Annotated in this window: 16 protein-coding genes; 13 read left to right on the top strand and 3 right to left on the bottom strand. The window is 71.7% G+C overall.

Annotated features, from left to right (window positions below; translation table 11 throughout):
- Positions 1-91: 91 nt before the first annotated feature.
- Positions 92-991, bottom strand: coding sequence for a branched-chain amino acid transaminase (locus ACIBK9_RS46645; RefSeq protein WP_397165479.1), 900 nt, complete (start codon positions 989-991; stop codon positions 92-94).
- A 90-nt stretch (positions 992-1,081) separates the two neighbouring features.
- Between ACIBK9_RS46645 and ACIBK9_RS46640 the strand changes: the two genes are divergently transcribed.
- The gene (locus tag ACIBK9_RS46640; RefSeq protein ID WP_397165477.1) at positions 1,082-2,407 is read left to right on the top strand and encodes a PLP-dependent aminotransferase family protein; all 1,326 of its coding nucleotides are present in this window, start codon (positions 1,082-1,084) and stop codon (positions 2,405-2,407) included.
- An 82-nt stretch (positions 2,408-2,489) separates the two neighbouring features.
- Here ACIBK9_RS46640 and ACIBK9_RS46635 read toward each other — a convergent pair whose 3' ends face one another.
- Together ACIBK9_RS46635 and ACIBK9_RS46630 are read right to left on the bottom strand one after the other, a co-directional pair.
- The gene (locus tag ACIBK9_RS46635) at positions 2,490-4,007 is read right to left on the bottom strand and encodes a glycoside hydrolase family 10 protein (protein ID WP_397165476.1); all 1,518 of its coding nucleotides are present in this window, start codon (positions 4,005-4,007) and stop codon (positions 2,490-2,492) included.
- Between the two features lie 203 nt (positions 4,008-4,210).
- Positions 4,211-6,361: an elongation factor G-like protein EF-G2 gene (locus tag ACIBK9_RS46630; protein ID WP_358285725.1), complete on the bottom strand. Its 2,151-nt coding sequence runs from the start codon at positions 6,359-6,361 to the stop codon at positions 4,211-4,213.
- A gap of 163 nt (positions 6,362-6,524) precedes the next feature.
- Here ACIBK9_RS46630 and pgsA point away from each other — a divergent pair, with 163 nt between their 5' ends.
- The 12 genes from pgsA (at position 6,525) to ACIBK9_RS46570 (ending at position 18,696) form a co-directional block, all read left to right on the top strand.
- Positions 6,525-7,127, top strand: coding sequence for a phosphatidylinositol phosphate synthase (gene pgsA / locus ACIBK9_RS46625; RefSeq protein ID WP_397165474.1), 603 nt, complete (start codon positions 6,525-6,527; stop codon positions 7,125-7,127).
- Positions 7,124-8,032: a phosphatidylinositol mannoside acyltransferase gene (locus tag ACIBK9_RS46620; RefSeq protein ID WP_397165472.1), complete on the top strand. Its 909-nt coding sequence runs from the start codon at positions 7,124-7,126 to the stop codon at positions 8,030-8,032. Before pgsA ends, ACIBK9_RS46620 begins: the two co-directional genes overlap by 4 nt.
- A complete protein-coding gene (locus ACIBK9_RS46615; RefSeq protein WP_352361402.1) occupies positions 8,029-9,159 on the top strand; it encodes a glycosyltransferase family 4 protein in 1,131 nt (376 codons plus the stop codon). Before ACIBK9_RS46620 ends, ACIBK9_RS46615 begins: the two co-directional genes overlap by 4 nt.
- Before the next feature lie 32 nt (positions 9,160-9,191).
- Complete coding sequence (locus ACIBK9_RS46610; RefSeq protein ID WP_357703256.1) at positions 9,192-9,734, top strand: hypothetical protein; 543 nt, start codon at positions 9,192-9,194, stop codon at positions 9,732-9,734.
- A 79-nt stretch (positions 9,735-9,813) separates the two neighbouring features.
- Positions 9,814-10,818, top strand: coding sequence for a DUF3048 domain-containing protein (locus ACIBK9_RS46605; protein ID WP_358285731.1), 1,005 nt, complete (start codon positions 9,814-9,816; stop codon positions 10,816-10,818).
- A 112-nt stretch (positions 10,819-10,930) separates the two neighbouring features.
- On the top strand, positions 10,931-11,848 hold the full coding sequence (gene pdxS / locus ACIBK9_RS46600) for a pyridoxal 5'-phosphate synthase lyase subunit PdxS (protein WP_352322555.1): 918 nt from the start codon (positions 10,931-10,933) through the stop codon (positions 11,846-11,848).
- Between the two features lie 191 nt (positions 11,849-12,039).
- Positions 12,040-13,722, top strand: a complete 1,683-nt coding sequence (locus tag ACIBK9_RS46595) for an alkaline phosphatase D family protein (RefSeq protein ID WP_397165470.1) — start codon at positions 12,040-12,042, stop codon at positions 13,720-13,722.
- Positions 13,723-13,809: 87 nt separating this feature from the next.
- The gene (locus ACIBK9_RS46590) at positions 13,810-14,244 is read left to right on the top strand and encodes a MarR family winged helix-turn-helix transcriptional regulator (RefSeq protein ID WP_397165468.1); all 435 of its coding nucleotides are present in this window, start codon (positions 13,810-13,812) and stop codon (positions 14,242-14,244) included.
- A gap of 9 nt (positions 14,245-14,253) precedes the next feature.
- Positions 14,254-15,450, top strand: a complete 1,197-nt coding sequence (locus tag ACIBK9_RS46585; protein WP_397165466.1) for an MFS transporter — start codon at positions 14,254-14,256, stop codon at positions 15,448-15,450.
- Between the two features lie 47 nt (positions 15,451-15,497).
- Positions 15,498-16,121 carry a pyridoxal 5'-phosphate synthase glutaminase subunit PdxT gene (gene pdxT / locus ACIBK9_RS46580; RefSeq protein ID WP_387665108.1) on the top strand — a complete coding sequence of 208 codons (624 nt, stop codon included), beginning with the start codon at positions 15,498-15,500 and terminating at the stop codon, positions 16,119-16,121.
- Positions 16,122-16,124: 3 nt separating this feature from the next.
- Entirely contained in the window at positions 16,125-16,874 is a 750-nt protein-coding gene (locus ACIBK9_RS46575; protein WP_352322550.1) for a YebC/PmpR family DNA-binding transcriptional regulator, read from the top strand.
- A 166-nt stretch (positions 16,875-17,040) separates the two neighbouring features.
- Entirely contained in the window at positions 17,041-18,696 is a 1,656-nt protein-coding gene (locus ACIBK9_RS46570) for a carbohydrate ABC transporter permease (RefSeq protein ID WP_397165464.1), read from the top strand.
- Positions 18,697-18,700: the final 4 nt, after the last annotated feature.

Raw genomic sequence — 18,700 nt, 5'->3', positions numbered from 1 at the left:
GATCGATGACGTCCGTGGCACGCTAGAGCACGTCGCGATCCGGCGCCACCGATTCCCCTACCTTCTCACGGGCGGCGGCGGGCGCGGTCCGTCAGCCGCGCACGGGGGTGAGCCAGTGGCGGTAGCGGTCGTCGCGCCCGTGCACGGCGGCCTCGTAGGCGTCGTGCAGCTTGCCGGTGACCGGTCCGGGGCCGCCGAACTCGCAGTGATCGACCGCGCTGACGTGCACGATCCCGGCCGCCGTGCCGCAGACGAAGATCTCGTCGGCCGTGTACAGGTCGGTGCGCAGCAGGTCCTCCCGGGTGACCGTCAGCCCCAGGTCGGCGGCCAGCCGCGCGACGGTGTCCTGCGTGATGCCCTCCAGCGCGCCGGCGTGCGGCGGAGGCGTGGTCAGCACGCCGTCGCGCACGACGAAGACGTTGGCGCCGGTGCACTCGCTGACGTTGCCGGCCGCGTTCAGCAGCACCGCCTCGTCGAAGCCCGCCTGCATGGCCTCGGACTTGGCCATCACCGAGTTCAGGTAGGGGCCGGTGGCCTTGGCCGCGGTCGGCGTCACCCGGTGGTCGTTGCGCTGCCACGAGCTGGTCATCAGCCGCACGCCCGCCTCCAGCAGCGCGCCCCACTCCCAGGACGCGATCGAGACCACCGTCGGGCAGCCGCGCGCCGCCACGCCCATCTCGCCGTAGCCGCGGTGGGCCAGGTGGCGGATGTAGCACGAGGACTGGCCGTTGGCCGCGACCGTGGCCAGCGTGGCCGCGCGCAGCTCCTCCAAGGTGTACGGCAGCGGCATCCCGATGATCCGCGCGCTGCGCGCCAGCCGCCGCAGATGTTCGTCCAGCCGGAACACCGCCGGGCCGTCCGGCGTGTCGAAGGCCCTGGTGCCCTCCAGCACGGCGGTGCCGTAGTGCAGGGCGTGCGTCAGGACGTGCACCCGGGCCTCGCCCCAGGGCACCAGCTCGCCGTCCATCCAGATGTGCTCGGCCTCGCGCATCGTGCCGCTCCTCTCCGTAAATGGCCGCCAACAATCACAAGATGTAGGCCAATTCATTGATAAGTGGCACAGTAACCGGATAATAGTGGCGTGGGAAGAGAAGAAAACCTTGTCACCCTGGTCCGCGACCGGCTCCGGCTCCACGAGGGCACGGCCAGCCGGCGGCTCGCGGGCGCGCTGACCGACCTGGCCCAGACCGGCGCCATCGCCCCGGGCACCCGCCTGCCCTCCGAGCGCGACCTGGCCCAGGCGGTCGGGCTCAGCCGCGGGACGGTCGCCGCCGCCTTCAACGCCCTGTGCGAGGAGGGCCTGTGCGAACGCCGGCACGGCAGCGGCACGTACGTGCTGGGCGTCCCGACGTTCGGCGGCCTGCTCCAGGGCGGCGCGGTGCTGGCCGACCTGTCGACCTCGGTCGTCCCCGACCCCTCGCACCTGGCGGCGCCCCCGCTGGACGCCGCCGCCCTGATGCGCGCGCCGAGCGGCCACGGCTACGACGCCATGGGCGACTCGCGGCTGCGCGCCGTCCTGGCCGCCCTGGACGCCGGGCCGCACCGCGAGATCCTGGTGACCTCGGGCGCCCAGCAGGGCATCGACCTGGCGGCCCGGGTGCTGCTGCGGCCCGGCGACCGCGTGCTGGTCGGCGACCCGGCCTACGGAGGCGCGCTCAGCGTGTTCCGGCGCGCCGGGGCCCACGCCGTCCCCGTGGACCTCACCGACCCGGACGCCGTGCGCGACGCCCTGGCCCGCCACCGCCCGGCCGCCGTGTACGCGCTGCCGGTGGACAACCCGACCGGCCGCGTGGCCGACCTGCGGCACGTGGCCGAGCTGGCCGCGGCGGCGGACGTCCCGCTGGTGGAGGACCGGACCCTCGCGCCCGTGGTGTTCGACGGCCGGACGCCTCCGGAGCCGCTGGCCCAGGCCCATCCGCACGGCACGGTGACGGTGGGCTCGTTGTCGAAGGTGTTGTGGGGCGGCCTGCGGGTGGGCTGGCTCACCGCCCCCGAGCCGCTGCTGGCCCGGCTGCTGGAGGCCAAGCTCGACGCCGACCTGGCCACCAGCGCCGTCTCCCAGCGGCTGGCCGCCGACCTGCTCGACGGCGACCCCGTGCCGGCCTGGCTGGCCGAGCTGGCCCGCCGCCGCGACCACTTCACCGCCGCGCTGTCCGCGCGCCTGCCGTCGTGGACCTGGTCACGCCCGGAGGGCGGCCTGTCGGTGTGGGTCCGGCTGCCGGGCGCCGACACCGACAGGTTCGCCGCCGTCGCCCGCGAGCAGGGCGTGGCCGTCGCCCCCGGCTCGCTGTTCTCCCCCGACGGCCGCCACCGCGACCGCCTGCGCCTCAGCTTCGCCCTGCCGCCCGCCCTCCTCGACCAGGCGGTCGCCGCCCTGGCCCGCGCCTGGCAGCAGACCGGCCGCTGAGCTCCCCGCCTGGGACACGGCGACGCCACGCCGGATCCCCGGCGTGGCGTCGGCGGACGAACGTGGCGGGACGGGCCTCGGCTCAGCCCACCTTGACCTTCACCGGCTTGCTCTCGTGGTGCTGCCGGTCGAGCGAGGTGATCAGGTACGTGCCCGGCTTGGCCGAGTACGACGCCGTCGTCACCACGGCCGCCAGGTTGCGGGCGTCGGTGGTGTGGCAGTCCTTGCCCGACTCCGGCACCCGGTACACCGCGTAGGCCCGCGCCCCCTCGGACGGCGTCCAGGACACGGTGGAGCCGCTCGCCTTGACGCCGGCCGGCTTGCCGGGGGCCTCGCCGCCGCGGTCCTCCATGATCGGCAGCAGCGCCGGACGGCTGTAGTGCTCCTTGGCCACCCGGTCGATCGCGCCGAGCGGGTTGGTCAGGAGCTGCTTGGCGCTGAAGTAGATGTCGCCGTCGACCTGCTCGTAGCGCCGGTTCACCGTCAGGTGCGCCGACAGCTCGCCCGGGTTGGCCCAGGCGGCGTTGGTCCTGGTGCCGACCTGGTAGAGCGCCTGGCCGATGTAGAGCTGGACGTCGGTGCCCTTGACCGCGCCCGCCCACCAGGCCGTCAGCGTCTTGTAGTCGGCCGCCTTGAAGCCGCGCGGCCAGTAGAGCTGCGGGGCGACGTAGTCGACCGTGCCGTCCTCGATCCAGGAGCGGGCGTCGGCGTAGATCGAGTCGTAGGCGGACATGCCGGCCGTGGCCGACCCGTCGGGGTCGTTGGACTTGTTGCGCCAGATGCCGAACGGGCTGATGCCGAACTTCACGTGGTTCTTCGTGCCGTGGACGGCCGCGTCGACCTTGGCCACCAGCTTGTTCACGTTGTGGCGGCGCCAGTCGGCCAGCTTCCGGCCCTTGCCGTACTTGGCGAAGGCCGCCTTGTCGTCGAACGTGCCGCCGCCGCCCGGATAGGGATAGAAGTAGTCGTCGAAGTGCACGCCGTCGACGTCGTAGCGGCTGACCACGTCGGTGATGACCTTGGTGACGTGCTCGCGCACCTGCGGCAGGCCGGGGTTGTAGTAGAGGCCGCCGCCGTACTTGACCGTCCAGTCGCGGTGCTGCTTGGCCGGGTGGTTCGCCGGGAGCTTGGACAGGTCGGCGGTCTCGGCCGCGCGGTAGGGGTTGAACCAGGCGTGGAACTCCAGGTTGCGCTTGTGGGCCTCGTCGATGAGGAACGGGAGCGGGTCCCAGCCCGGGTCCTTGCCCGCGGTGCCCGTCAGGTACTGCGACCAGGGCTCCAGCGAGGAGCGGTAGAGCGCGTCGGAGGCGGGCCGGACCTGGACGAAGACGGCGTTGAGATTGCGCTTGACCGCGCTGTCGAGGATCTTGACGTACTCGGCCTTCTGGCGGGCCTGGCCGAGGCCGGCGCGCGAGGGCCAGTCGATGTTCTTGACCGTCGCGATCCACACCCCGCGCAGCTGGCGCTTGGGGTAGCGGGGGTCGGGCTTGCAGGCCGCCGTCGCCTCGGCGGTGGCGGGGGCGGTGGTCGTCGTCTTCTTGGTCGCTGCGGGGCTCTCGGTCGCGCCGGGGCCGAACACGTAGGCGGCGCTGGTGGTCACGACCGCGAGGGCTGCAGCGGCTAGGAGTGGGCGTCCAGTTCGCATAGTGCAAACCAGTCTGGCAGCTGCTCCCGCGTGATCGGACCTGAAAAAAGAAATGCAGTCGTGATGCTTCTGTTACGAAACGGTAGATGTGTGATCAAACGTGCGGGCCGGGAGGGACATGCCGCCCTCCCGGCTCAGCGCCGCTCAGTCCGTACCCCTTACTCGGTGGCCGCCACCTTGCTCGCCAGGTTCGGCGGCAGCGGCTCGTAGCGCAGGAACGTGCGCGTGAACGTCCCGGTGCCGTGCGACATCGAGCGCAGGTCGATGGCGTAGCGGGTGATCTCCAGCTCGGGCACCTCGGCCTTGACCAGCGTGCGCCCGGTGCCCACCGGCTCGGTGCCGAGCACGCGCCCGCGCCGCGAGGACAGGTCGGACATCACCGAGCCCACGTGGTCGTCGGCCACCAGCACCGACAGCTCGTCCACCGGCTCCAGCAGCAGGGTCGGGACCTTCGAGGCCGCCTCCTTCAGCGCGAGCTGGCCCGCGATCTGGAAGGCCATGTCGGAGGAGTCGACCGAGTGGGCCTTGCCGTCGTAGAGCGTGACGCGCACGTCCACCATCGGGTAGCCGGCCACCACGCCGCGCTCCATCTGGGCCCGCACGCCCTTCTCCACCGACGGGATGAACTGCCGGGGCACCACCCCGCCGACGATCTTGTCCACGAACTCGAACCCGCCGCCCGAGGGCAGGGGCTCGACCTCCAGGTGGCAGATCGCGTACTGGCCGTGGCCGCCGGTCTGCTTGACGTTGCGGCCCATCGCCTGGCACCGGCCGCCGAACGTCTCGCGCAGCGGCACCCGCAGCTCGATCCGCTCGACCTCGACGCCGTGCCGGTTGGCCAGGCGGTCGAGCAGCACGTCGGTGTGCGCCTCGCCCATGCACCACAGCACGAGCTGCCGGGTCTCGGCGTTGTTCTCCAGGCGCAGCGTCGGGTCCTCGGCCACCAGCCGGCCGAGCGCCTGGGCCAGTTTGTCCTCGTCGGCCTTCGACTTCGCCCTGATCGCCACCGGCAGCAGCGGATCGGGCATCTGCCAGGACGTCATCAGCAGCGGACGGTCCACCTCCGACAACGTGTCGCCGGTCTCGGCCCGCGACAGCTTGGCCACGGCCACGATGTCCCCGGCCGAGCCCTTGGCCGCCGGGCGCTGGGTCTTGCCCAGCGGGCTGGTCAGCGTGCCGATGCGCTCGTCGACGTCGTGGTCCTCGTGCCCGCGGTCGGCCAGGCCGTGGCCGGAGACGTGCACGGTCATGTCGGGGCGCAGCGTGCCGGAGAAGACGCGGACGAGGCTGATGCGGCCCACGTACGGGTCGCTGGTGGTCTTGACGACCTCGGCCACGAGCGGGCCGTCGGGGTCGCACGCGATGCCGCCGACCGGCTTGCCGGACAGGTCGGTGATCTCGGGCATCGGGTGTTCCAGCGGCGAGGGGAAGCCCTGGGTCACCAGCTCCAGCAGCTCCGTCATGCCCACCGCGTGGCCGTCGCCGAGCCCGCTGCACAGCACCGGGAAGAAGCTGCCGCGGGCGACCGCCTTCTCCAGGTCGTCCACCAGGACCTTGGTGTCGATGGGCTCGCCCGCCAGGTAGCGGTCCATGAGCGACTCGTCCTCGCTCTCCTGGATGATGCCCTCGATCAGCTCGCCGCGCCGCTCGTCGATCTGCGCCTCGTACTCGGCGCCCGGCTCCTTCTCGGTGCGGGCGCCGGTCGCGTAGTTGTAGAACTTCTGCGACAGCAGCCCGATCAGGCCGTTGACGTGCCCGTTGGTGATCACCGGCAGGTAGAGCGGCGCGACGCCGTCGCCGAAGACGTCCTGGCAGGTGGCCAGCACCTCGTCGAAGTCGGCGCGCTGGTGGTCGATCTTGGTGATCACGACCGCCCTGGGCATGGCGACCTGGGCGCACTCCTCCCAGAGCATCTGCGTGAGCCCGTCGATCCCCTCGGAGGCCGACACGACGAACAGGGCGGCGTCGGCGGCGCGCAGCCCGGCGCGCAGGTCGCCGACGAAGTCGGCGTAACCCGGGGTGTCGAGCAGGTTGATCTTGATGCCGTTGTGCACGAGCGGCGCCAGCGCCAGGTTGACCGACCGCTGCTGGCGCACCTCGACCTCGTCGAAGTCGGTGACCGTGTTGCCGTCCTCCACCCGGCCCGGCCGCTGGACGGTGCCCGTCGCCGCGAGCAGCTGCTCGACCAGGGTGGTCTTGCCCGCTCCCGAGTGGCCGACCAGCACGACGTTGCGTATCGCGTCCGCCCTGTCGGCCGTGGGTGCCCTGCCCGCGGCTCCCATGGCCCCGCCGGAGTTCCTTTCCGCCACTTCGCCTCCCACGTCGTCGGTGCATCCAACGCCGCGCCCGCGCGGAGGGTGTCAGGAACCGCATGGACGCGGTGTGTTCACCAAATACCCCTGTGGCGAATATCACAAGGGGTGCGGGGCAAAGAAAGTGGCCGCTCACGTGATGGCCTACGATCGGACCGCGATGCTCAAACTCCTGCGACCGGCCATGACCCGGATACTCACCCCGCTGGGCAGGGCTCTCGTCGGCCGCGGGATCGGCCCGAACGCCGTCACGGCGATCGGCACCCTCGGCACGGTGATCTCGGCCCTGCTCCTGTTCCCGCTGGGCCAGCTGGCCTGGGGGGCGCTGCTCATCACCGTCTTCGTGCTGTTCGACCTGCTCGACGGCGTCGTGGCCCGGCTGGGCGGCAAGGGGGGCACCGTCTGGGGCGCCTTCCTCGACTCCACGCTCGACCGGGTGGCCGACGCCGCCATCTTCGCCGGCCTGATCATGTACTTCGTCGCCGGGGGCGACACGCTGATGGCCGGCGTGACGCTGGCCTGCCTCGTCGCCGGGTCCCTGGTCTCCTACGCCAAGGCCAGGGCCGAGGGCCTCGGGCTCACCGCGGACGTGGGGCTGGCCGAACGTCCCGAACGGCTGGTCGTGGCCCTGGTCGCGACCTTCTTCTCGGGGGTCGGGGTGCCGTACGTGCTGCCGCTCGGGATGTGGCTGCTGGCGGCGGCCTCCACCATCACCGTCGTGCAGCGGGTCGTGCACGTCCACCGGCAGACGAGGGAGCGATGAGCGAGAAGACCTCCATCGGCGACCGCCTCGTGGCGGCGGGCTTCGCGGCGGGCTGGAAACTGGTCCCGCTGCTGCCCCAGCGGCCCACGGCGGCGGTCTTCCGCCTCCTGGCCGACCGGGTGTGGCGCAAGCGCGGCAAGTCCGTGCGCCGCCTGGAGTCCAACCTGGCCAGGGTCACCGGCATCGACGCCGGCAGCGCGGAGCTGCGCGAGCTGAGCAGGGCCGGCATGCGCTCCTACTTCCGCTACTTCCACGAGGTCTTCCGCCTGCCCTCGATCCCGCGGCCGGAGATCGTCCGGCGCACCCACGTCATCGGGGCCGAGCACATCCACGACACCCTGGCCACGGGCCGGGGCGTGGTGCTGGCCCTGCCGCACATGGGCAACTGGGACGCGGCGGGCGCCTGGCTGGTCGGCGTCGGCCATCCGTTCACCACGGTCGCCGAGCGGCTGAAGCCCGAGTCGCTGTTCCGCCGCTACGTCGCCTTCCGCGAAGGGCTCGGCATGGAGGTGCTGCCGCTCACCGGCGGCGACGGCCACAACTTCGGCACCCTCGCCGGCCGCGTGCGCAAGGGCGGCGTGGTCTGCCTGCCCGCCGAGCGCGACCTGACCAAGAGCGGCATCGAGGTGCGCTTCTTCGGCGCCACCACCAAGGTGCCGGCCGGGCCGCCGCTGCTGGCCGTCCAGACCGGCGCCGCGCTGCTGCCGGCCACCGTCTACTTCGTGGGCGACGACTGGGGCATCCACATCCACGAGGAGATCCCGGTGCCGGCCGAGGGCACCCGGCAGGAGAAGGTGGCGGCCGTCGCCCAGGCCATGACGGACGTCTTCGAGAAGGGCATCGCCGAGCACCCGGAGGACTGGCACATGTTGCAGCGGCTCTGGCTGGAGGACCTGCCGAAATGAAGGTCGGCATCGTCTGCCCCTACTCCTGGGACATGCCGGGCGGGGTCAAGCAGCACATCGACGACCTGGCCCAGGCGCTGATGGCGCAGGGGCACGAGGTCTCGGTCATCGCGCCCGCCGCCGACGACGACGAGCTGCCCCCGTACGTGACGGGCGCCGGCCGGGCGGTGCCGGTGCCCTACAACGGGTCGGTGGCCCGGATGTCGTTCGGGTTCCTGTCGGCCGCGCGGGTGCGGCGCTGGGTGCGTACCGGCGACTTCGACGTGCTGCACATCCACGAGCCGCTGATCCCGAGCCTCGGCGTGCTGGCCTGCTGGGCGGCCAAGGGGCCGATCGTGGCCACCTTCCACGCCTCCTTCACCCGCTCGCGCGCCATCGCGGTGGCCGAGCCGCTGCTGCGCAGCGCGCTGGAGAAGCTGAGCGGCCGCATCGCGGTCTCCGACGCGGCGCGCAAGAGCCTGGTCGAGCAGTTCGGCGGCGACACCGTGCTGATCCCCAACGGGGTGACCGTGGCCCGCTACACCGAGGCCGAGCCGCTGCCCGGCTGGGGCCCCGACGGCGCCACCATCGGCTTCCTCGGCCGCATGGACGAGGAGCGCAAGGGCCTGCCGATCCTGCTCGACGCCTTCAACGCCCTGGCCGCCGAGCGTCCCGGCCTGAAGCTGCTCATCGCCGGGCCCGGCGACGCCAAGGACGTCTACGACAAGGTGCCCAAGCCCTTCCACGAGCGGGTCACCGTGCTCGGCATGGTGAGCGAGGCCGACAAGATCCGCGCCTACCACTCGGTCGACGTGTTCTGCGCCCCCAACACCCGGGGCGAGAGCTTCGGCATCGTGCTGGCCGAGGCCATGGCCTCGGGGGCGACGGTGCTGGCCAGCGACATCCCGGCCTTCCGCAAGGTGCTGGGCGAGGGGCAGGCCGGCGCGCTGTTCGCCAACGGCGACGCCGCCTCGCTCGCCCGCGAGGCCGCCGCGCTGCTCGACGCGCCCGAGCGGCGCGCCAAACTGGCCGCCGAGGCGCTGGTGGCGGTCAGGAAGTACGACTGGTCCACGGTCGCCCGCGACGTGGTGCGCGTCTACGAGACGGTGACCACCAGCGGCGCGGGCCGGGTGGAGGAAGACCTGTGACCGCCCGCCGAGAGCTCCTGTAGGGAACCGCTGTGACATCCACCATGATCGTGCTGATCGTGGGCATCGTCGTCGTGCTCACGGCCGTCTACATCTCCTGGCGCGCGGGCCGGCTCGACCGCCTGCACATCCGGCTCGAACTGGCCCGCGAGGCGCTGGACGCCGCGCTCATGCGGCGCCGGGCCGTGGTGCTCGAACTGGCCGGCTCGCGCCTGCTCGACCCCGCGACCTCGCTGGTGCTGGCCGCCGCCGCCCACGAGGCCAGGATCGCCGGGCCCGAGGAGCGCGAGCACGCCGAGAGCGACCTGTCGCGGGCCCTGCGGGCCGCGGTGGACCAGGAGCGTTTCCGGGAGAAGCTGGCCGAGGCGCCCGGCGGCGGCGACCTGCTGGAGGAGCTCGACGCCGCGGTGGCCAAGGTCGTCTATTCGCGCCGGTTCTACAACAACGCGGTCGGGGTCACCCGTACGGCGCAGCGGCGCTGGCTGGCCAGGACGCTGCGATTGGCCGGTCACACCGAGTTCCCGGAATTCTTCGAGATTGATGACAATCCGCCCGCAACTATGTCGCCTGAATGACCAAATGTGGGGAGGCCGGTAAGCTTCTCCCGATTTCTGGGCAAAGGCGAGGAGTTGTTGCAAGGTGCGGCTATCCCGGATGATCTCGGTGACTCTGGCAGGGGCGGCCGTGCTGGGGCCCGTCGCGGCCTGCTCGTCCGACGAGCCTCCCGCGTCCGGCAAGGCGCCGCAGGCGGCCACCGCCGCCCCCTCGGAGGAGCCCACCGAGCAGGCCGAGGGGCACCCGTTCACCGGGCAGCCCTTCGAGGAGCTCAAGCCGGTGCTCGCGGTGAAGATCGAGAACACCGCCGCGGGCAAGCCCCAGCTCGGGCTCAAGAGCGCGGACGTCGTCTACGTCGAGCAGGTCGAGGCCGGCCTGACCCGGCTCATGGCGATCTTCTCCTCGAAGATCCCGGCCAAGGTGGGCCCCGTGCGCAGCGCCCGCATCTCCGACCTGCACATCGTCCCGCAGTTCGGCAAGCCGGCGTTCGCTTACTCCGGCGCGCAGACCAAGATGTTGCCGTTCATCGCCAAGGCCCCGCTGTACGACGTGGGCGACACCCGCAACCCCGGCGCCTACTTCCGCCAGCCGGGCCGCTACGCCCCCTACAACCTGTTCGCCAACACCAGGAAGCTGCTGTCGGGCGCCCCCAAGGCCACCGAGGCCAAGGACATCGGCTTCACCTTCGGCGACGCGCCCGCCGAGGGCGGCGTGGACAAGAAGTCGTACACCGTCAGGTGGCCCGCGGCGCGCTTCACCTTCGCCTGGTCGGAGGCCAAGAAGCAGTGGCTGATCTGGCAGGACGGCAAGAAGGACATGGCGGCCGAGGGCGGCCAGCTCGGCGCGCCCACGATCGTCGTGCAGTACACCAAGACCGAGCGCTCGCAGTTCCACGACTTCCACCAGAGCTACACCCCGCTCGTGCACACCACCGGCAAGGGCAAGGCCGTCGTGCTGCGCGACGGCAAAGCCTACGCGGCCAACTGGGAACGGGAATCGGAGGAGACCGGTACGACGTTCACCACTGAGAGCGGCGAGCCGATGAACTTCGCCCCCGGCCAGGTCTGGATCGCGCTCGCCAGCCGCAAGCCCGTCACCCCTTGATAGACCGTTCTGTATAAGTTGAGCGGCAAATCCTGACATCGTGGCATGTCGGGGGAGGGGTCCATCAGGACCTACGATGGGTTTGATAACTTACCGTCCGCCCTGAGAGCCCGTGAGGAAGACCGTGTCCAGCACGCCTGAAAGCACCCCCGTCACCGGAACGGCCCGCGTCAAGCGCGGCATGGCCGAGATGCTCAAGGGTGGCGTCATCATGGACGTCGTCACCCCCGAGCAGGCCAAGATCGCTGAGGATGCCGGCGCCGTCGCCGTCATGGCCCTTGAGCGTGTGCCCGCCGACATCCGCGCCCAGGGCGGCGTGTCCAGGATGAGCGACCCCGACATGATCGACGGCATCATCGCCGCCGTGTCGATCCCCGTCATGGCCAAGGCCCGCATCGGCCACTTCGTCGAGGCCAAGGTCCTGCAGTCGCTCGGCGTCGACTACGTCGACGAGTCCGAGGTGCTCACCCCGGCCGACTACGCCAACCACATCGACAAGTGGCAGTTCACCGTGCCCTTCGTCTGTGGCGCCACCAACCTGGGCGAGGCCCTGCGCCGCATCACCGAGGGCGCGGCCATGATCCGCTCCAAGGGCGAGGCCGGCACCGGCGACGTCTCCAACGCCGTCACCCACATGCGCACCATCCGCGCCGAGATCAGGCGCCTCACCACGCTGGCCGAGGACGAGCTCTACGTGGCCGCCAAGGAGCTGCAGGCCCCCTACGAGCTGGTCGCCGAGGTCGCCAGGAACGGCAAGCTGCCGGTCGTGCTGTTCACCGCGGGCGGCATCGCCACCCCGGCCGACGCCGCCATGATGATGCAGCTCGGCGCCGAGGGCGTGTTCGTCGGCTCGGGCATCTTCAAGTCGGGCGACCCGGCCAAGCGCGCCGCGGCCATCGTCAAGGCCACCACGTTCTACGACGACGCCGACGTCGTCGCCAAGGTCTCGCGCGGTCTCGGCGAGGCCATGGTCGGCATCAACGTCGACGAGATCCCGCAGCCGCACCGGCTGGCCGAGCGCGGCTGGTGAACCGGCGCGTCGTCGCAGGTCGGCGGCCCGCCGTAGGTCCATGATCGTCATGTGACGATGAAAAGCTTCGTAAGAGGCGGCATTCGCGAAGGATGTCGCCTCTTTCGTGTTGTCCGCGGTTCACCGGCCTGTCATGAGACTCGGTCAGGCTACGGGCGTCCCTCACCCTTGATCGTCCCGAGGAGCGCACCGTGTCCCAGCTGAACCGACGGCACTTCCTGGTCACCGGCCTGGCGGCGGGCGCCGCCGCCGCGATCCCCGCCACCGCGGCGAGCGCCGAGCCGGACCCCGCCGCAGAGACCGCGCAGGCACTGGCCTCGCGCGGGCTGACCACCGACCCCTTCACGCTCGGCGTGGCCTGCGGCGACCCCGACCACGAGGGGTTCGTGCTGTGGACCAGGCTGGCGCAGAACCCGCTGGCCGAGGACGGCTTCGGCGGCATGCCGCAGCGCCCGTTCCCGGTGCAGTGGCAGGTCTACGCCGACGAGCGCGGGCGCCGCGTCGTCCGGTCGGGGGTGGCCGTCGCCGTGCCGGAGTGGGGGCACAGCGTGCACGTCGAGGTCGACCGGCTGAGCTCGGACCGGGACTACTGGTACCGCTTCCGCGTCGGCCCGTACGTCTCGCCCATGGGACGGGCGCGCACGGCCCCCCACCCGCTGTCCTACGGCGGCGCGCTGTCGATGGCCTTCGTCTCCTGCGCCCAGTACGAGCACGGCTGGTTCACCTCCTACCGCAGGCTGGCCGAGGAGCACCCGGACCTGATCCTGCACCTGGGCGACTACCAGTACGAGTACACCAAGGACACCTACACCATCCCGGGCGGCAACGTCCGCGACCACGAGGGCCCCGAGACCGAGACCCTGGCCGGCTACCGCCAGCGGCACGCCCAGTACAAGGCCGACCCCGACCTGCAGGCCGCGCACGCCGCCGCGCCCTGGCTGGTCGTCTGGGACGACCACGAGCTGGACAACAACTGGGCCGACGAGGTGCCGGAGAAGCCGGAGGTGCCCCAGCCGGACTTCCTGGCCCGCCGCGCCGCCGCCTTCCGCGCCTACTACGAGAACATGCCGCTGCGCCGCACGTCGATCCCGCGCGGCATCGACATGCAGCTCTACCGGCGGATCCGGTGGGGCAGGATGGCCACTTTCCACATGATGGACACCCGCCAGTACCGCGACGACCAGGGCTGCGGCGACGGCTACCGCGACTGCCCGGCCGCCGTGGACCCGGCGCGCTCGATCACCGGCGCGGCGCAGGAGCAGTGGCTGATCGACGGCTTCCACCGCTCGCGCGCCCAGTGGGACATCCTGGGCCAGCAGGTGTTCTTCGCCCAGCGCGACAACAACGCCGGCCCCGCCAAGATCACCTCGATGGACGCCTGGGACGGCTACGTCGCCTCCCGCCGGCGCATCACCCAGGGCTGGGTGGACGCCGAGGTGCGCAACCCGGTGGTGCTGACCGGCGACGTGCACGCCCACTGGGCCAGCGACCTCAAGCTCGACTACGACGACCCGACCGGGCCCACCGTGGGCTCGGAACTCGTGGCCACCTCCATCACCACGGGCGGCGACGGCGCGGACTCCGACCCGGCGACGCATCCGTACCTGACGATCAACCCGCATCTGAAGTTCTACAACAACCAGCGCGGATACGTGCTGACGAAGATCGAGCGCGACCTGCTCACGGCCGACTTCAAGGTCGTGCCGCAGGTGCGCGAGCCTGGGGCGCAGGCGTACACGCGGGCGACGTTCGTGGTGGAGGACCGGGTGCCGGGGGTGCGGCAGACGTACCTGCGGCCGCTGGACCCGGCGATCGGCGCCAGGAAGCAGGTGACGGTGGAGGACACCGTCCGGCTGGAGACCGAACGCCCGTAGCCCTGAGGCAGGCGGCGTCCCCGGGGGCTGGGACGCCGCCTTTTCTTCGCCCGGAATATTAGCCAGGCTAAGTTAGTTGGGCTAAGCATGAGGGAAGATCCCACCCAGATGGCCGAGCAGGTCTCCAAGGTGCTGCGCCACCTGGTCCTGCTGCTGCGGCGCTCCAGCGCCGGCCAGCCCGTCACCACCCAGCAGTACGCCGTGCTCGGCTCGCTCGAACACGGCCCGCGCCGGATGACCGAGCTGGCCGAGGAGCACGCCGTCCAGCTGCCGACCATGACCGTGCAGATCAACCGGCTGGAGTACGCGGGCCTGGTGGCGCGCGGCTCCGACCCGGCCGACGCCCGCGTCAGGACGGTCGAGCTCACCGGCGAGGGCCGCGACCGGCTGCACGCCGTGCGCCGGGCCAGGATCGCCCGCCTCGCCCAGGACCTGGCCGCGCTCACCGACGACGAGCGCGACGTTCTCGCGGCGGCCCTGCCCGTCCTGGCCAAGCTCGGCATCGACAGAACCACCCAGTAAGGGGACAACATGCAAACCGGCGGCGGAATCCTGCGCCAGCCGATGTCCGTCTGGGCCACCGCGTTCGCCGCGGTCGTGGCCTTCATGGGCATCGGCCTCGTCGACCCCATCCTGCCCTCCATCGCCCAAGGGCTGCACGCCACGCCCAGCCAGGTGTCCCTGCTGTTCACCAGCTACTTCCTGGTCACCGCCGTGGCCATGCTGATCACCGGCTGGGTCTCCAGCCGCATCGGCGGCAAGCGCACGCTGCTGGCCGGGCTGGCGCTTGTCGTGGTGTTCGCCGCGCTGGCCGGCACCTCCGGCAGCGTCGCCGAGCTCGTCGGCTTCCGCGCCGGCTGGGGTCTGGGCAACGCCCTGTTCGTGGCCACCGCGCTGGCCGTCATCGTCGGCGCGGCCAGCGGCGGCGCGGAGTCGGCCATCATCCTGTACGAGGCCGCGCTCGGTCTCGGCATCTCGGCCGGCCCGCTGGTCGGCGCGCTGCTCGGCGACTGGAACTGGCGGGCGCCGTTCTTCGGCACCGCCACGCTGATGGCCGCCGGTTTCGTGCTGATCGCCACCCTGCTCAGGACGGGGCCGAGGCCCGCGGTCAAGACCAGGCTCAGCGCCCCCATCCGGGCCCTGGCCCACGGCGGGCTGTCCACGACCGCCTTCACCGCCCTGTTCTACAACTTCGCCTTCTTCACGATCCTCGCTTTCACCCCGTTCATCCTGCACATGTCGCCGTACGGCATCGGCGCGGTGTTCTTCGGCTGGGGCGTCTGCGTGGCGCTGGCCTCGGTGTTCGGCGCGCCGCCGCTGCAGCGCAGGATCGGCTCGGTGAACGTGCTGCACCTGGCCCTGGGCCTGCTCGCGCTCTTCCAGGTCGGCATCGCCGTGTCGGGGACGGCCGGGGCGCACGTCGGCATCATCGTGTTCACCGTCCTGTCCGGCATCCCGATCGGGCTGAACAACACCGTCTTCACCGAGTCGGCCATGGAGGTCTCCGACGCCCCGAGGCCCGTCGCCTCGGCCGGATACAACTTCGTGCGCTGGATGGGCGGCGCGCTGGCGCCGTTCGTCGCGACCAAGCTCGGCGAGGAGACCGGCATCGCCGTCCCCTACGTCGTCGGGGCCGCCTGCTGCGCGATCGGCATGGCCTTCCTGTACGCCCGCCGCCACCACCTGAGCGCCCTGGCCCGCGTGGACGCCGTCCAGGCCGCCGCCTGACTCCGCTTTTACGCCAGAGTGCTCTGGTAGGAAGATGCCGGGCCATCATGGTGTTGAATTGTCGGAAACCGGACCTTAACGGAAGGATCGCTGTGCCCACGATCGGTGTACTCGCTCTCCAGGGAGACGTGCGCGAGCATGCGCGCATGCTCCAGGAGGCCGGCGCGTCGGCCGTCGCCGTGCGCCGCCCGGCCGAGCTCGACGCGGTCGACGGCCTGGTGATCCCCGGCGGCGAGTCGACCACCATGTGGAAGCTCGCCGACACCTTCGACATGCTGGAACCGCTGCGGATGCGGATCAAGGAGGGCCTGCCCGCCTACGGCTCGTGCGCCGGCATGATCATGCTGGCCGACCGCATCGAGGACGGCATCGAGGGCCAGCAGACCATCGGCGGCATCGACATGGTGGTCAGGCGCAACGCCTTCGGCCGCCAGGTGGACTCGTTCGAGTCGGACCTGGACTTCGCGGGCGAACGCGTCCACGCTGTGTTCATCCGTGCTCCGTGGGTGGAATCGATCGGCACTGACGTTCAGGTGCTGGGCACGGCCGAGCCTGGGGATAGGATCGTCGCGGTCCGTCAAGGGCCGTTGCTCGCGACCTCGTTCCACCCGGAGCTGACCGGGGACACGCGCGTGCACCGTTACTTCGTAGACATGGTGAGGGAGCTCTAGGTAATGTCCGGCCACTCCAAATGGGCGACGACGAAGCACAAGAAGGCCGCGCTCGACGCCAAGCGCGGCAAGCTGTTCGCGAAGCTCATCAAGAACATCGAGGTGGCGGCACGGACCGGTGGCCCTGACCCGGACGCCAACCCCACCCTCTTCGACGCCATCTTCAAGGCCAAGAAGAACTCCGTGCCCAACGACAACATCGAGCGGGCGCGCAAGCGCGGCGGCGGTCTGGAGGCCGGCGGCGCCGACTGGCAGACCATCATGTACGAGGGCTACGCGCCCGGCGGCGTCGCGGTGCTCATCGAGTGCCTCACCGACAACCGCAACCGCGCCGCCTCCGAGGTCCGCGTCGCGCTGACCCGCAACGGCGGCTCGCTGGCCGACCCGGGCTCGGTGTCGTACATGTTCAACCGCAAGGGCGTCGTGATCGTGCCCAAGAACGGCCTCGACGAGGACACCGTCCTGATGGCCGTGCTCGACGCGGGCGCCGAAGAGGTCAACGACATGGGCGACTCCTTCGAGGTCGTCTCCGAGGCCGGCGACCTCGTGCCGGTCCGCAAGGCGCTCCAGGAGGCCGGCATCGACTACGACTCGGCCGAGTCGAGCTTCCTGCCGACGATGAGCGTGCCGCTCGACGAGGAGGGCGCCAAGAAGGTGTTCCGCCTGATCGACGCGCTGGAGGACAGCGACGACGTCCAGAACGTCTACGCCAACTTCGACGTCTCCGACGACGTCCTGGCCGCCCTCGACTGATCCCGCGCCACCGAGGGCCCGGGGGCGACCCCGGGCCCTCGCTCTTTCCCGGGGCCGGTTTCCGCCCTTGACCTGGCACTTGCCGGGCCCGCGGGTGTTCGACACCAAATGCCCACCCGGCCGTTACGCGTGCGCCCGCGCCCTGACGCGGCTAGGGTCGGGCGACGTGAATTCCCCCATCCCACCGACTCCTGTCCCCGTGCCCCCGGCCGCCCGGCCACCGGCGTCCTACCGCGCGCTGGGCTGGCTGCTGGCCGTGCCCGCCCTGCTCGGCACCCTGATCACGCTGGTCCTGCCGACGGTCCAGACGATCGTGCTCAGCCTGCACAGCGGCGGCGTGCTGCAGCCGAGCAGGTTCGTGGGCCTGGACAACTACGGCAAGGTGCTGGGCGGCGAGGAGTTCTGGCGGGCGCTCGGCTTCACGCTCTCGCTGACCGTGGGGCCGCTGCTGGTGGCCGTGGCCGTGGGGCCGCTGCTCGCCCTGGCGCTCGACCGGGGCGGCGCCCTGGTGCGGCGCGCGGGCCTGGTCGTGTCGTCGCTGGCGATCGTCACGTTCTCGCCGATCGGCGTGGCGGCGGCCTGGCTGCGGGGGACGTCGCCCGACGGTCCGGGCATCGCCACGCTGGCCGAGGGCCTGCGCGACCCCGCCACGGCCCCGGGGACGCTGCGGCTCGTCGTCGTGGCCGCCACCTTCGGGGTGGTGTGCGCGCTGGCGCTGACGGCGTTCCTGCCCGCGCTGCGCGGCGGCACCGCCGGGCGCGCCACGGTCGTGGTGGGTGTGCTGGTGGCGCTGGCGACCGTCGCCGTGGGGGCGCAGGCGTTCTCGATCGGCATGGCGCTCACCCGGGGAGGCCCTGAGCGCGCCACACAGACCCTCGCGGGCCTCCAGTACGACTTCGCCTTCAGAATGGCCCAGTTCGGCCCTGGGGCGGCCGTCGCGGCCCTGACGGGCGTGCTTCTCGGCGTGCTCGGCGTCGTCGCGGTGGTCGCCGCGGTGGCCGCCCGCCTCCGTGTCACCGTGCTCCCCGAGCGGGATCGGCGTGGAGCGTTCCCCGGCTCGGATCCCGGGCGGGCGCGGGCCGGAGGCGGCGTCGCCGCCGGGGCCGTCGCGCTGGTGCTGGTGGTGGCGGTCGGGCTGGTCTGCGCCTGGCCGTGGATCTCCGGCGTGCTCGCGGGCGGCGACGGCGCCGCGTCCGGCGGGCTGCGCGCGCAGGTCAACACCTGGGTCCCCGCCGTGGCCGGCGCGCTGGTGTCGGTCGGCGTGGCCTACCTGGCCGCCCTCGGCATCGGCGGCCTGCGTCCCCTGGGCGCGCGCAGCGAGTGGCTGCTGCTGCCGTTCGCCCCGTGGCTGTTCGTCGGCACCGGCCCCCTCGGCGTGGCCGACTGGCAGAACATGCGCAACCTGCGTCTCGTGGACACCTTCTTCGCCCTGTTCCCGCCGCTGCTGGTCAGCGTCCCTGCGCTGCTGGTGCTGACGCTGCTGTGCAAGGGGCTGGCCGAGCGGAACGACCGGGACTTCTTCGGCGGCGTCCTGCTGCCGTCCCTGCCGATGGCGGGCGTGCTGGCCGGCGCCGTCACGCTGGTCAACGCCCAGGACGTGCTCTGGCCGCTGCTGGTGGCCCAGAGCCCGGAGCTGTTCACCGTGCCCGTCGCGCAGATGGGCCGGCTCGGCGGCTTCCACGGCGTCCCCGACGTCGGCGCGAGCACCCCGCTGGTCGTCGTCGTGGTCGCGCTGGCCGCCGTCGTGGCCGCCCAGCTGCGGTACCTCGACAGGCTCGCCGTCAGCGTAAACGGATCGCGACCCGCCCGTACCAGCCCGTAGGTTG

Source organism: Nonomuraea sp. NPDC050227 (assembly GCF_044459705.1).
Lineage (GTDB): Bacteria > Actinomycetota > Actinomycetes > Streptosporangiales > Streptosporangiaceae > Nonomuraea.
This window is presented reverse-complemented; position numbering and strand designations above follow the sequence as displayed.